Annotated in this window: 9 protein-coding genes; 6 read left to right on the top strand and 3 right to left on the bottom strand. The window is 70.2% G+C overall.

Translation table 11 applies throughout. The annotated features are described in order from the left end of the window. Nucleotides 1-263: 263 nt before the first annotated feature. A complete protein-coding gene (locus ACWGIU_RS01605) occupies nt 264-1,379 on the bottom strand; it encodes a LacI family DNA-binding transcriptional regulator (protein WP_453701694.1) in 1,116 nt (371 codons plus the stop codon). Nucleotides 1,380-1,740: 361 nt separating this feature from the next. Between ACWGIU_RS01605 and hisC the strand changes: the two genes are divergently transcribed. Then, on the top strand, nt 1,741-2,820 hold the full coding sequence (gene hisC, locus ACWGIU_RS01610; protein WP_453701695.1) for a histidinol-phosphate transaminase: 1,080 nt from the start codon (nt 1,741-1,743) through the stop codon (nt 2,818-2,820). Nucleotides 2,821-2,865: 45 nt separating this feature from the next. On the opposite strand, the gene ACWGIU_RS01615 is transcribed toward hisC, so the two are convergent. Next, a complete protein-coding gene (locus ACWGIU_RS01615; protein ID WP_453701696.1) occupies nt 2,866-3,234 on the bottom strand; it encodes a cyclophilin-like fold protein in 369 nt (122 codons plus the stop codon). 291 nt (nt 3,235-3,525) lie between these two features. Here ACWGIU_RS01615 and ACWGIU_RS01620 point away from each other — a divergent pair, with 291 nt between their 5' ends. The 4 genes from ACWGIU_RS01620 (at nt 3,526) to ACWGIU_RS01635 (ending at nt 11,706) form a co-directional block, all read left to right on the top strand. Then, nucleotides 3,526-5,031: a cytochrome ubiquinol oxidase subunit I gene (locus ACWGIU_RS01620; protein WP_453701697.1), complete on the top strand. Its 1,506-nt coding sequence runs from the start codon at nt 3,526-3,528 to the stop codon at nt 5,029-5,031. Between the two features lie 18 nt (nt 5,032-5,049). Next, nucleotides 5,050-6,051, top strand: a complete 1,002-nt coding sequence (gene cydB, locus ACWGIU_RS01625; RefSeq protein WP_453701698.1) for a cytochrome d ubiquinol oxidase subunit II — start codon at nt 5,050-5,052, stop codon at nt 6,049-6,051. Between the two features lie 147 nt (nt 6,052-6,198). Beyond that, the gene (cydD, locus tag ACWGIU_RS01630; RefSeq protein WP_453701699.1) at nt 6,199-9,867 is read left to right on the top strand and encodes a thiol reductant ABC exporter subunit CydD; all 3,669 of its coding nucleotides are present in this window, start codon (nt 6,199-6,201) and stop codon (nt 9,865-9,867) included. A gap of 147 nt (nt 9,868-10,014) precedes the next feature. Further along, nucleotides 10,015-11,706: a GAF domain-containing sensor histidine kinase gene (locus tag ACWGIU_RS01635; RefSeq protein WP_453701703.1), complete on the top strand. Its 1,692-nt coding sequence runs from the start codon at nt 10,015-10,017 to the stop codon at nt 11,704-11,706. Between the two features lie 21 nt (nt 11,707-11,727). Here the strand turns inward: ACWGIU_RS01635 and ACWGIU_RS01640 are convergent, their stop codons facing one another. Beyond that, on the bottom strand, nt 11,728-12,612 hold the full coding sequence (locus tag ACWGIU_RS01640; RefSeq protein WP_453701704.1) for a Cof-type HAD-IIB family hydrolase: 885 nt from the start codon (nt 12,610-12,612) through the stop codon (nt 11,728-11,730). Nucleotides 12,613-12,718: 106 nt separating this feature from the next. On the opposite strand from ACWGIU_RS01640, the gene ACWGIU_RS01645 reads away from it, so the two are divergent. Beyond that, nucleotides 12,719-13,615, top strand: an 897-nt coding sequence (locus ACWGIU_RS01645; RefSeq protein ID WP_453701700.1) for an LLM class flavin-dependent oxidoreductase, incomplete at its 3' end; no start/stop codon positions are given.

Raw genomic sequence — 13,615 nt, forward strand, 5'->3', positions numbered from 1 at the left:
CTGCCGTACACCTGCGGACCCTCCTGACCTCCAGGGAGGAGGGTCCGTGATGTCGTGCGCCCATCATAGGAATGCGGCTCGCGCTCTGTGACGCACCAGGGGTGGTGAATCCTTTACGGAGCCGATCGTTCCTACCGTTTTCTACCGATATAGGTGTTGCTGAAATGCTCGGCCGGTCCTTGGTCGGTGCTCGGTCGGTGTTCGGATGCCTCTCGGACGGTCCTGGGTCTGCCCTTCGGCAGGCCGACCGGACGGTCTGTCGGTCAGTCCTGGGCCGGCGAACGGGGCGGGCTGACGGTCGTGCGGGGCTGCCTGCGCTGCGAGGAGGTACGGACGATGAGTTCGGTCGGGACGACCTGTTCGACGGGGCGTCCGGTGTCCACTCCCTCGATCGCGTCGATGAGGAGCTGTACGACGGCGGTGCCGATGCGGCGGGGTTTGAGGGACAGGGTGGTGATGGGCGGCTCGGTGTTCGCGTAGACGGTGGACTCGCTGCAGCACACGAGCAGCAGGTCCTCGGGGACGCGCAGGCCGTAGCGGCGGGCGGCGGCGAGCAGATCGGTGCCGTTGGGGTCGAAGAGCCCGTAGACCGCGTCGGGCCGGTCGGGCCGGGCCAGGAGCCGGTCGGCGGCGACGGCGCCCGCGCACGGGTCGTGCGCGGGGTAGGACTCGTAGACGGGGTCCTGGCCGACGCGCTCGCACCAGCTGAGGTAGGCGGTGGTGGAGAGCCGGGTGTAGGTGTCGGTGGTGGTCCCGGTCAGCAGTCCGATCCGGCGGGCGCCGGCGGCGGCGAGGTGGTCGAGCAGGCCGAGTACGGCGGCCTCGTGGTCGTTGTCGACCCAGGCGGTGACGGGGAGGGAGCCTGCGGGGCGGCCGTCGGAGACCACGGGCAGACCTTGGCGGACCAGTTCGGTGACGACGGGATCGTGGTCGGAGGGGTCGATGACGACGGTGCCGTCGAGGGCGACGTTGGACCACACGTCATGGCGGGAGGTGGCGGGGAGGATGACCAGGGCGTAGCCGCGGGCTAGCGCGGCGGAGGTGGCGGCCCTGGCCATCTCGGCGAAGTAGGCGAATTCGGTGAAGGTGAAAGGTTCATCCCCGTACGTCGTCACGGTCAGGCCGATGAGGCCGGACTTGCCGGTACGGAGGGTGCGGGCGGCGGCCGACGGGCGGTAGCCCAGCCGGTCGGCCACTTCGCGAACGTGGCGGCGGGTGGCGTCGGGCAGCCGTCCCTTGCCATTGAGCGCGTCGGAGACGGTTGTGATGGAGACGCCCGCCGCAGCGGCCACGTCCCTGATGCCTGCCCGGTTCTGTCGGCCGGCGGCCCGCCGGGTGGTCTCGGTCCGGCTCACCTGATGCTTCCCTGCTGCTGTCATGGCGAGCCGATAGTAGGGCTCGGTGGGGAGGGTGGTCCGGGTGCATATGCAGGCGTTGACAGGCACGTTTCTGCATGGTTCGCCACCCCCAATGACCTTGGAAATGAAGGTGTTTGACTGCTGAGGGTGAGTGTGGAGCTTGTCGTCGGGTCCGGGCATGCCAAAACGATGTGATCTCGGGCCGTCCCCAACTCACCTGCACGAGGGATGCGCGCCACGGCGCGGGCCACCGGCGCACGCATATATGCGTGCGCTCCCCCGCATTCCTGGCGCCCCCATTCTCGGAACGGCGGAATCCTCATAAGGTGAGCAGTATTGAGTCGACGGCGACGTCGTACGGGACGGTCGAGGAGGACCTGCGGTGAGCGAGAAGAGCCCGAAGCTGCGCGCCGAGCTGGACGGCATTCCGACATACAAGCCCGGCAAGCCGGCTGCTGCGGGAGGGCCTGTCGCGTACAAGCTGTCCTCGAACGAGAACCCGTACCCGCCGCTGTCGGGCGTGCTGGAGACCGCGGTTGCCGCTGCCGGGAACTTCAACCGGTACCCCGACATGGCCTGCACCGGCCTCGTGAACGAGCTCGCCGAGCGCTTCGGCGTGCCGGTCGAGCACATCGCCACGGGTACCGGCTCGGTCGGCGTGGCCCAGTCGCTGATCCAGTCGACCGCCGGCCCGGGCGACGAGGTGATCTACGCCTGGCGCTCCTTCGAGGCTTACCCGATCATCACGCAGATCTCAGGCGCGACCTCGGTGCGGGTTCCGCTGACCGACGGCGACGTGCACGACCTGGACGCGATGGCCGCGGCGATCACCGACCGGACCCGGCTGATCTTCGTCTGCAACCCGAACAACCCCACCGGCACGGCCGTGCGCCGTACCGAGCTGGAGCGCTTCCTGGACCAGGTGCCCCCGGATGTCCTGGTGGTCCTCGACGAGGCGTACCGCGAGTTCGTGCGGGATACGGACGTACCGGACGGCATCGAGCTCTACCGGGACCGCCCGAACGTCGCCGTGCTGCGTACGTTCTCCAAGGCGTACGGGCTGGCCGGTCTGAGGGTCGGCTTCGCGGTGGCGCACGAGCCGGTGGCGGCGGCGCTGCGCAAGACGGCCGTTCCCTTCGGTGTCAGCCAGCTCGCGCAGGACGCGGCGGTGGCCTCGCTGCGCGCCGAGGACGAGCTGATGGGCCGCGTCGGGGCGCTGGTGAGCGAGCGCACGCGGGTGCACGAGACGCTGGTCGCCCAGGGCTGGACCGTGCCGGACACGCAGGCGAACTTCGTGTGGATGCGGCTGGGGGAGCGGACCGGCGCGTTCGCGGAGGCCTGCGAGAAGGCCGGTGTGGTGGTCCGGCCCTTCGCGGGCGAGGGCCTGCGGGTCACGATCGGTGAGACCGAGGCGAACGACCTCTTCCTGCACACGGCCGAGGCCTTCTTCAAGGAGCTGTAGGCGCTGCCGGCCGGACCGTCCGGCGTGGCGGGGTGGCTGAGGCGATCAGGCGAGTTCCACGCGGATGGGATCGCCGTCGCGGACGGTGGACAGCAGGCGGGGGTCGCCGTCGAAGGAGCCGAGCACGTTGCACGGGCTCGCGAGGCGGCTCTCGCCTCCCCGCGAGATCGGCGTGGGGCCGTAGGGCAGCGCGAGCGCGTCGCCCTCGGTCCAGAACGCGACCGTGCCGGGGGCGACGACCTGCTGGGCGTCGTCCTCCAGGGCGACGGACACTCCGGTGTCGAAGTAGACCTCCTCGCCCCAGGTGTTGGCGGAGGCGGAAAGTGGAAGGGCCTCGGCCAGCGCCTTGCTCGTCGGGGTCTCGTCGAGGGTTGCGGTGAGCTGGCCCGCGGGCCAGGAGATTCGTATCTGCATGAGCTCTATTCAACAATCTGTTGAATAGATTGGCCAGGCCCTGTCGGTGAGGTGGCGCCGGGCGGGCACGCGGGTCCGGGGGGCCGGGGGTCCTTCCTGGCGGATGGCCGAGGGCGAAAACTCGTTCAGGAGTCCGGAGGGGTACCCCCCTCGAAGGTGGTCGAGAGTGGTACGACATAATGCTTGTGAATGTGAACGCTTTCACAAGCGCGTCCTGCTTCCTCCCGGTATGGAGGGAACCCGCCAGGCAGACTGCGGCTGTGACCACGGCGACGACAAGGAGAAGACGACGTGGACCTAGCTTTGGCGCCGGAGACATTGGCGCGATGGCAGTTCGGCATTACGACCGTCTACCACTTCCTCTTCGTGCCCCTGACGATCTCGCTCGCCGCCCTTACGGCGGGCTTGCAGACGGCGTGGGTGCGCACCGAGAAGGAGAAGTACCTCAGAGCCACGAAGTTCTGGGGAAAGCTCTTCTTGATCAATATCGCGATGGGTGTCGTCACCGGCATCGTCCAGGAGTTCCAGTTCGGCATGAACTGGTCCGACTACTCGCGATTCGTCGGCGACATCTTCGGGGCCCCCCTGGCCTTCGAGGCGCTGATCGCCTTCTTCTTCGAGTCGACCTTCATCGGTCTGTGGATCTTCGGCTGGGACAAGCTGCCGAAGAAGATCCACCTGGCGTGCATATGGATGGTGTCCATGGGCACCGTCCTGTCGGCCTATTTCATCCTGGCGGCCAATTCCTGGATGCAGCACCCGGTCGGGTACCGCATCAACGAGGAGCGGGGCCGGGCGGAGCTCACCGACTTCTGGCTCGTGCTGACGCAGAACACCGCGCTCACCCAGTTCTTCCACACCATCACGGCCGCCTTCCTGGTCGGGGGCGCGTTCATGGCCGGAATATCCGCCTTCCACCTGGCGCGCAAGAAGCACGTCCCCGTGATGCGGAGCTCGCTGCGTCTCGGCCTGATCGTCATGATCATCGCTGGTATGGGCACCGCGATCAGCGGTGACCTGCTCGGCAAGGTGATGTTCAAGCAGCAGCCCATGAAGATGGCCGCCGCCGAGGCGCTCTGGGACGGTGAGGCCCCGGCTCCCTTCTCGGTCTTCGCCTACGGCGACGTCGAGAAGGGCCACAACAAGGTCGCGATAGAGGTCCCGGGCCTCCTGTCCTTCCTGGCCAACGACGACTTCACCTCCTTCGTCCCGGGCATCAACGACGTCAACAAGGCGGAGCAGGAGAAGTTCGGCCCTGGCGACTACCGGCCCAACATCCCGGTCGCCTACTGGGGCTTCCGCTGGATGATCGGCTTCGGCATGGCCTCCCTCGGCGTGGGCGTGCTGGGCCTGTGGCTGACCCGCAAGAAGTTCCTGCTGGCGCCGGGTCTGCGTACCGGGGAGGACGAGGTTCCCCACCTGGTGCTCTGCAAGAAGCCGCTGAGCCCCAGGTTCGCCGACCTGTACTGGATCGTCGCGCTCTGGACGATGGGCTTCCCGCTCATCGCCAACTCCTGGGGCTGGATCTTCACCGAGATGGGCCGCCAGCCGTGGGTCGTCTACGGAGTCCTGCGCACCAGGGACGCCGTCTCGCCGAATGTGTCCCAGGGCGAGGTGCTCACCTCGATGATCGGCTTCACCCTGCTGTACGCGGTGCTGGCAGTGATCGAGGTCAAGCTCCTCGTCAAGTACGTCAAGGCCGGCCCGCCCGAACTCACCGAGGCAGACCTCAACCCACCCACCAAGATCGGTGGGGACGACAAGAACCCCGACCGGCCGATGGCCTTCTCGTACTGAGGCCGAGGAGCGCACACCATGCAACTCCACGATGTCTGGTTCGTACTCATCGCCGTCCTGTGGACCGGCTACTTCTTCCTGGAGGGCTTCGACTTCGGGGTCGGCGTACTGACCAAGCTGCTCGCCCGTGACCGCACGGAGAAGAGGGTCCTGATCAACACGATCGGACCCGTGTGGGACGGGAACGAGGTCTGGCTGCTCACCGCGGGCGGTGCCACCTTCGCCGCCTTCCCCGAGTGGTACGCCACCCTGTTCTCGGGCTTCTACCTGCCCCTGCTGCTCATCCTGATATGCCTCATCATCCGCGGCGTCGCCTTCGAGTACCGGCACAAGCGTCCCGAGGACCGGTGGCAGACCAACTGGGAACACGCGATCTTCTGGACCTCGCTGATCCCCGCGTTCCTGTGGGGCGTCGCCTTCGCCAACATCGTGCGCGGCGTCAAGATCGACGAGAACAAGGAGTACGTCGGTGGCTTCCTCGACCTGCTGAACGTCTACTCGATCCTCGGCGGACTGGTCACCCTCACCCTGTTCACCTTCCACGGCACGGTTTTCACCTCGCTCAAGACCGTGGGTGACATCCGGGACCGCTCGCGGAAGCTGGCGACCCGGCTGGGCGTCATGACCGCCGTGCTGAGTCTGGTCTTCCTCATCTGGACCCAGGTCTCGCGCGGCGACGGCAAGAGCCTGATCGCGATGATCGTCGCCGTGCTGGCGCTGGTCGGGGCCCTCGGCTTCAACCTGGCCGGCCGCGAGGGCTGGTCGTTCGCACTGTCCGGGATCACCATCGCGGCCGCGGTCGCGATGCTCTTCCTGACGCTCTTCCCGAACGTCATGCCGTCCTCGCTGAACGAGGCGGGGAACCTCACGGTCACCAACTCCTCGTCCAGCGCGTACACGCTGAAGATCATGACCTGGTGTGCGGCCGTGGCCACCCCGCTCGTGCTGCTCTACCAGGGCTGGACGTACTGGGTGTTCCGCAAGCGGATCGGGACGCAGCACATCGTCGATGTGCACTGATCCGTGCCGACTCGTCCTGATCGGTGCACTGATCCGTACCGATCCGTGCTGATCCGTGGACTGATCGGGAACTGAGCCCCTGCACCCGGTCTCCGCGACGCATGACCCGCCCGTCCGGCTGACGACCTCCCCGAGGGGATGTTTCACGTGAAACCGATCGACCCGCGCCTGCTCCGGTACGCCCGTTCCACCCGTCTCTTCCTCGGGGCGGTGGTGGCCACGGGGCTTGCCGGCGCGGGGCTGGTCGTCGGTCAGGCGATGCTGATCGCCGAGATCGTGGTCGGAGCCTTCCAGCAGGGGCTCGACGGCCAGGCGCTCCGAACGCCCCTGCTGCTGCTCGCGGCGGTGGCGCTCGGGCGCGGTCTGATCGCCTGGCTCACGGAGCTGGCCGCGCACCGGGCGGGCGCGGCGGTCAAGTCGGAGCTGCGGCGCAGGCTGCTGGACCGGGCCGCCGAGCTCGGGCCCGGGTGGCTGGCCGGGCAGCGGACCGGATCGCTGGTGTCACTGGCGACCCGGGGTGTGGACGCGCTCGACGACTACTTCTCCCGCTACCTGCCCCAGCTGGGGCTCGCGGTGGTCGTGCCGGTGGCCGTGCTGGCCCGTATCGTCACCGAGGACTGGGTGTCGGCGGCCATCATCGTCGTGACGCTGCCGCTGATCCCCCTGTTCATGATCCTCATCGGCATGGCCACCCAGTCCCGGATGGACCGCCAGTGGCGTCTGCTGTCCCGGCTCTCGGGGCACTTCCTCGACGTGGTGGCCGGGCTTCCCACGCTCAAGGTCTTCGGCAGGGCGAAGGCCCAGGCCGAGTCGATCCGCAAGATCACCGATGACTACCGGCGCGCGACGATGCGGACGCTGCGCATCGCCTTCCTCTCCTCCTTCGCCCTGGAGCTGCTGGCGACCCTGTCGGTGGCCCTGGTGGCCGTGACCGTCGGCATGCGCCTGGTCCACGGCGAACTGGACCTTTACACCGGGCTGGTCATCCTGATCCTGGCGCCCGAGGCGTACCTGCCGCTGCGGCAGGTGGGGGCCCAGTACCACGCGGCCGCTGAAGGACTGGCGGCCGCCGAGGAGATCTTCGAGGTTCTGGAGACCCGCACCCCCGGTACGACCGGTACGGCCGAGCTGCCGACCGGCGCGCCCCTGCGGATCGAGATCGAGGGCATCAGCGTCCGCTACGAGGGCCGCTCAGAGGACTCGCCCGGGCCGGTCTCGCTGACGGTCGGACCGGGGGAGTGCGTGGCCCTGACCGGCCCCAGTGGGGCGGGGAAGTCCACACTGCTCCAGGTGCTGCTGGGATTCGTGACGCCGACCGCCGGGCGTATTCGGGTCGCGGGCGTGGACCTGGCCGAGTTGTCGCCGGCGCAGTGGCGGCAGCAGATCGCCTGGGTGCCGCAGCGGCCGCACCTGTTCGCCGGAACGATCGCCGAGAACGTACGGCTGGCCCGCGCGGGGGCCTCCGACGCCGATGTGGCCGAGGCGTTGAGAGACGCCGGGGCCTGGGAGTTCGTGACCGCGCTGCCGCGCGGGGTGGAGACCCCGCTGGGTGAGGGCGGCGTGGGACTGTCCGCCGGACAGCGGCAGCGGCTGGCCCTGGCGCGCGCGTTCCTGGCGGACCGGCCCGTGCTGCTGCTGGACGAGCCGACGGCGGCGCTGGACGGCGCGACCGAGGCGGGGATCGTGGACACGGTCCGGCGGCTCTCCGCGGGGCGGACCGTGCTGCTGGTCGTCCACCGGCCGGCGCTGCTCGCCGTCGCGGACCGGGTGGTGGCGATGGCGGCGTGCGACGGACCCGAGGGGCTTCTCACCGATGAGGCACTCCCCCGCCGCGCTGCTTCGCCGGTCGGCCCCGAACTCCCGTCCTCCGGTGGGCCCGGTGACGGTGGTGAGCACGGCCCGGATACCGGGGAGTGGATCCTCGGTGCGGCGCGCGAGCGGGCGGGAGTACCTGCCGATGGCGCGACCGGGTCGGGCGCGACCGGATCGGGCTCGGCGGGCTCGGGCTCGGCGGGCTCGGGTGCGGCGGGTTCGGATGCGGCGGGATCACGTGTGGCGGGTGATCCGCTGCGCCGGGTGCGGGCGGTCGCCAGGGCGTGGCAGGGACGGTTCAGGCTCGGGCTGTTCCTCGGGGCACTGGCCGTCGGGTGCAGCGTCGGCCTGATGGCCGTGTCGGGCTGGCTGATCTCGCGGGCCTCGGAACAGCCGCCCGTGCTCTACCTGATGGTGGCCGTCACCGCCACCCGGGCTTTCGGAATGGGCCGCGCCGTCTTCCGGTACGCCGAGCGGCTCGTCTCGCACGACGCCGTGCTCCGGATGCTCGCCGACCTGCGGGTCTCCGTGTACCGCCGACTGGAGCGCATCGCGCCCGCCGGACTGCGCGAGCACCGGCGCGGGGACCTGCTGGCCCGGCTGGTGGCCGACGCCGACGCACTGCAGGACTACTGGCTGCGCTGGCTGCTGCCCGTCGGCACGGCCGTCCTCGTCGGAACGGGCTCGGTCGCCTTCACAGCCTGGCTGCTGCCCGAGGCCGGAGCCGTACTCGCTGTCGGGCTGCTCGCCGCCGGTGTCGCGGTACCGCTGGTCAGCGGAGCCTGCGCCCGCCGTGCGGAGCGACGGCTCGCGCCCGCCCGGGGCGAACTCGCCACCAGGGTGGCCGATCTGCTCACCGGGACCGCGGAGCTGACCGTGGCCGGTGCGCTGGAGGAGCGCAAGGGCCTGACACGCGAGAGCGACGGCCTGCTGACGCGCATCGCCGCGCGGGGCTCGACCGCGGCCGGACTGGGTGGCGGCCTGTCGGCCCTGATGTGCGGGCTCACCGTCGTGGCCGCCGCCTCCGTGGCCGCGAATGCCGTCCACGACGGTCGGCTGTCCGGGGTGGCCATGGCCGTCGCCGTCCTGACGCCGCTGGCAGCCTTCGAGGCGGTGAACGGCCTTCCGCTCGCCGTCCAGTACCGCCAGCGGGTGCGCCGTAGCGCCGAGCGGGTCTACGAGGTCATCGACGCGCAGGTCCCGGTCGCCGAGCCGGAGCAGCCCGCCAAGGCCCCCGCTTCGCCGTTCCCGCTGCGGTTGACGGGGCTCACCGCCCGCCACCCCGGCCAGGAGCGTGCCGCCCTGCGGAACCTGGACCTGACCTTGGAGGCCGGCCGCCGCATCGCCGTCGTCGGCCCCTCGGGATCCGGCAAGACCACTCTGGCCCAGGTCCTCCTCCGGTTCCTGGACCCTTCCGAAGGCGCCTACAGCCTGGGCGGGAGCGACGCGCGCACGCTCGACGGCGACGACGTGCGTGCCCTCGTGGGCCTGTGCGCCCAGGACGCCCACATCTTCGACAGCTCGGTACGGGAGAACCTGCGCCTGGCACGGACCGGGGCGAGCGAGGAGCAGCTGCGGCAGGCGCTGGCAGCGGCCCGGCTGCTGGACTGGGCCGACGGCCTTCCGGACGGGCTGGACACGCTGGTCGGCGAGCACGGTGAGCGGATCTCGGGTGGCCAGCGCCAGCGACTGGCCCTGGCCCGCGCGCTGCTCGCGGACTTCCCCGTGCTGGTCCTGGACGAGCCGGCCGAGCATGTGGACCTGGTCACGGCGGACGCCCTGACGGCGGATCTGCTGGCCGCGACCGAGGGCCGGACCACCGTGCTGATCACGCACCGGCTGGCCGGCCTGGAAGCGGTGGACGAGGTGCTCGTGCTGGACCGCGGCGAGGTGGTGCAGCGGGGCCCGTACGCGGAGCTGGCCACCGCCGAAGGACCGCTGCGGCGGCTGCTGGAGCGTGAAAAGTCAACGGACGGAACTTTGGCCAATTTTTCCCGCCAATAGGGACTAACTACGCTCAGGACCATGTCAGCGCAGCAGTCGCAGGAATCGCCGGATCCTACGCCGAAGCCATCGCCGCATCCGTTGCCGGGACTGCCGGGACTGCCGGGACCGCCGGGTACTGCGGGAGGCTCGGAACCTTCGGACCCCCTGGTGGCCGCCGCCCAGGCCACCAGGAGTCTGCAGGGCCTGTCCACCGATCTCACGGCCCGTGTACCGCAACTGCTGGAGGCCATGAGGTCGGTCGGGACCGGGCTCGAGCTCCACTCCACGCTGGACCGCATCTGCGAGACCGCGGCAGAGCTCGCGGACGCCCACTACGCGGCGATCGGCGTCGTCGACACGGAGGGCCGCGGGCTCTCGGACTTCGTCACCCACGGGATCAGCTCCGCACAGGCCCGGAAGATCGGACACCGCCCCGACGGGAAACGGGGCCTGCTCGGAGCCCTTATCTCGCACTCCGACACGGTGCGGCTCGCCGATCTGACGAAGGATCCGCGCTCGGCGGGGTTCCCGCCGCACCACCCGCCCATGAAGACGTTCCTCGGAGTGCCGATCCGGGTGCAGGGGGAGATCTTCGGCAATCTCTACCTCACCGAGAAGAACGGCGGCGGTGAGTTCAGCGACTACGACGTCCACATGGTCCGGGTGCTGGCCACCGAGGCGGGCATCGCCATCGGTAACGCGCGGCTGTACGAGGCCGCCACCCAGCGCGAGCGCTGGATCGACGGATCGGTGGCCGTCACCACCGCCCTCCTGTCCGGCGGGGACGCGGACGACGCCCTCGCGGTGGTCGCCGAACAGGCCCGCCGACTGGCCGACTCCGACGCCGGGATCGTGATGCTGCCGGCCGAAGAGGGCGGGATGGAGATCGTCGCGGTCTCCTCCGAGAACCCGGCCACCTCGCTGGGTGTGGTGATCCCGGCCGAGAGCCCGGTGGTCGACAGGCTGCTGGAGGGCGAGCCGATCTTCGTGGACGACGCCGCGTCCGACCCCCGCATGGCCGGCGAGCTCACCCGCCGGTACGGCCCGTGCATGCTGCTGCCGCTGCAGAGCGGCGGGCGGGTCCTGGGCGCGCTGGTCACCCCCCGGGCTCGCGGCGGGCGGGCGTTCACCGAGGTCGAGCGGACCCTGGCCACCCAGTTCGCCTCGCAGGCGGCGCTCGCCCTGATGATGGCCGAGGCGCAGCGCGACCGCGAGCGGCTGGCGGTGTTCGAGGACCGTGACCGGATCGCCCGCGATCTGCACGACCTGGTCATCCAGCGGCTCTTCGCCACCGGGCTGATGCTGGAGGGCGCCCAGCGCCGGACTGCTGTCCCCGAGGTGCGCGACGGCGTGGGGAAGGCGGTGGACGAACTGGATGTGACGATCCAGGAGATCCGCACCGCGATCTTCGCCCTCCAACAGGGGCCGGCGGAGGCCCCGTCCGGGTTGCGTACCCGGGTGTTGCGGGAGATCAACATGGCCGCGGTGCCCCTGGGTTTCAAGCCCGCGCACCGTTTCCTCGGCCCGATCGACACGGTCGTCGGAGAGCTGGTGGGCAAGAACCTGATCGCCGCGTTGCGTGAGGCGCTGTCCAACGCCTTCCGCCATGCCGCGGCGAGCCGGATCGACGTGGTCATCGACTCCACCATCACGCTCGCCGACGGCCGGCCGGGGGTTCGGCTGGAGGTCGCCGACGACGGGGTGGGCATCCCCGAGGGGGGCCGCCGCAGCGGGCTTCGGAATCTGCGCCGCCGGGCCGAGTCGCTGGGCGGTGCGAGCTCGTACGGCCCGGGCATCGGCGAGAACGGCGGCGGGACCACCGTGGTGTGGGAGGCCCCCCTCGAACCGGCCGTCTAGAACGTCTGCCTAAGGGACGGTCTACGCCTGCTGTGCGGTCCGCGCTGCCAGGATGCGCTCGATGACGAGGGCGACCCCGTCCTCGTTGTTGGCGACCGTACGGCCGGACGCGGCAGCGATCACATCGGGGTGGGCGTTGCCCATGGCGTACGAGGTGCCCGCCCAGCTGAGCATCTCCACGTCGTTCGGCATGTCCCCGAAGGCGACCACCTCGGCGGGGGAAATGCCACGCTCGGCGCAGCACAGCGCCAGGGTGCTCGCCTTGGACACGCCCGGCCCGCTGACCTCCAGCAGCGCGGTGGGGCTGGACCGGGTGATCGACGCGTATGAGCCGGCCGCGGACCGCGCCAGCGCCAGGAACTCGTCCGGGGCCAGCTCGGCGTGGTGCGCCAACAGCTTGAGCACGGGCGCGGCGCTGTCGTCCGTGTCCTCGTGCAGCAGCTTCTCGGCCGTGGCCACCCGGGCACCCGGGTCTTTGAAGAACGGCGGGTACTCCGGCTCGTAATTGATGCCGGTGGTCAGCTCGACCGCGAAGGAAGTGCCGGGGGCCGCAGCCCGCAGGGCATCGACGACGGCGAGCGCGGCCACCCGGGGAAGGGCTCTGACCTGCACGAACTCACGTCCGGCATGCAGGTCGACCACCGCCGCGCCATTGGCGCAGATCGCCAGGCCGTGGCCGTGGACATGGTCGCTGACCACATCCATCCAGCGGGCCGGGCGGCCGGTGACGAAGAAGACCTCGATCCCGGCCTCCTCGGCGGCGGCGAGCGCGGCGACCGTGCGCGGCGAGACGGACTTGTCGTCGCGCAGCAGGGTGCCGTCGAGATCGGTGGCGATCAGCCGGGGCGTGGGGGTTGGCCCGTCCGGGCACTGGGGAGCCGAGGTCACGGCTCCATCTTCGCCCATGGCCGAGGAGGTCCTGACCATGGGAGGGAGGCTGTCACCTCAGGCGATGTTTCACGTGAAACGGCGCCGTTTCACGTGAAACATCGGCTCGCCGTACGCTCGGAGCATGAGTCTGCGTCTGAGCACCGTGATCCTTCCGGTACGTCGATGGAACGAGGGAGGACGCGATCAGTGGCTCCGGGCCGAGCAGCTCGGGTTCCACACCGCGTACACCTATGACCATCTGTCCTGGCGGACGTTCCGTGACGGCACGTGGTTCGGCGCTGTGCCCACCCTGACCGCGGCGGCCACCGCCACCGACCGGATGCGCCTGGGCACGCTGGTCACCTCGCCGAACTTCCGTCACCCGGTGACGCTCGCCAAGGACCTCATGAGCCTGGACGACATCTCCGGCGGCCGCATCACCCTCGGCGTCGGCGCGGGCGGCAACGGCTTCGACGCGACCGCGCTGGGCCAGGAGGCCTGGTCGCCGCGTGAGCGCGCCGACCGTTTCGCCGAGTTCGTGCCGCTGCTGGACCGGTTGCTGACCGAGGGCTCGGTGAGCCACGAGGGGACCTTCTACTCCGCCGAGGAGGCCCGCAACATCCCCGGTTGTGTGCAGCGGCCCCGGCTGCCGTTCGCGGTCGCCGCGACCGGACCGCGCGGCATGCGGCTCGCCGCCCGGTACGGCCAGGCCTGGGTGACCACGGGCGACCCGAAGCTCTTCGAGGAGGGCACGCCCGAGCAGTCGCGCGAGGCCCTGCGCGGGCAGCTCGAACGGCTCGGTGCGGTCTTCTCCGAGACCGGCCGGGACGTGGAGACCGTCGAGAAGATCCTCCTGACCGGCTTCACGCCGGAGGCCAACACCGTGCTGCAGTCGGTGGACGCGTTCGTCGACTTCGCCGGCCGGCACCGCGATCTGGGGTTCACCGAGTTGGTGATCCACGCACCGATCCGGGATTCCGAGTTCGCCGCCGACGAGTCGGTCTTCGAGAAGATCGCCACCGAGGCCTTGGCCCAGCTC

Source organism: Streptomyces sp. NPDC054840 (assembly GCF_053611065.1).

Coding starts and splice junctions, on each gene's coding strand:
- cydB (WP_453701698.1), top strand. CDS start 5,050: ATGCAACTCCACGATGTCTGGTTCGTACTCATCGCCGTCCTGTGGACC.
- ACWGIU_RS01615 (WP_453701696.1), bottom strand. CDS start 3,234: ATGCAGATACGAATCTCCTGGCCCGCGGGCCAGCTCACCGCAACCCTC.
- ACWGIU_RS01605 (WP_453701694.1), bottom strand. CDS start 1,379: ATGACAGCAGCAGGGAAGCATCAGGTGAGCCGGACCGAGACCACCCGG.
- ACWGIU_RS01640 (WP_453701704.1), bottom strand. CDS start 12,612: ATGGGCGAAGATGGAGCCGTGACCTCGGCTCCCCAGTGCCCGGACGGG.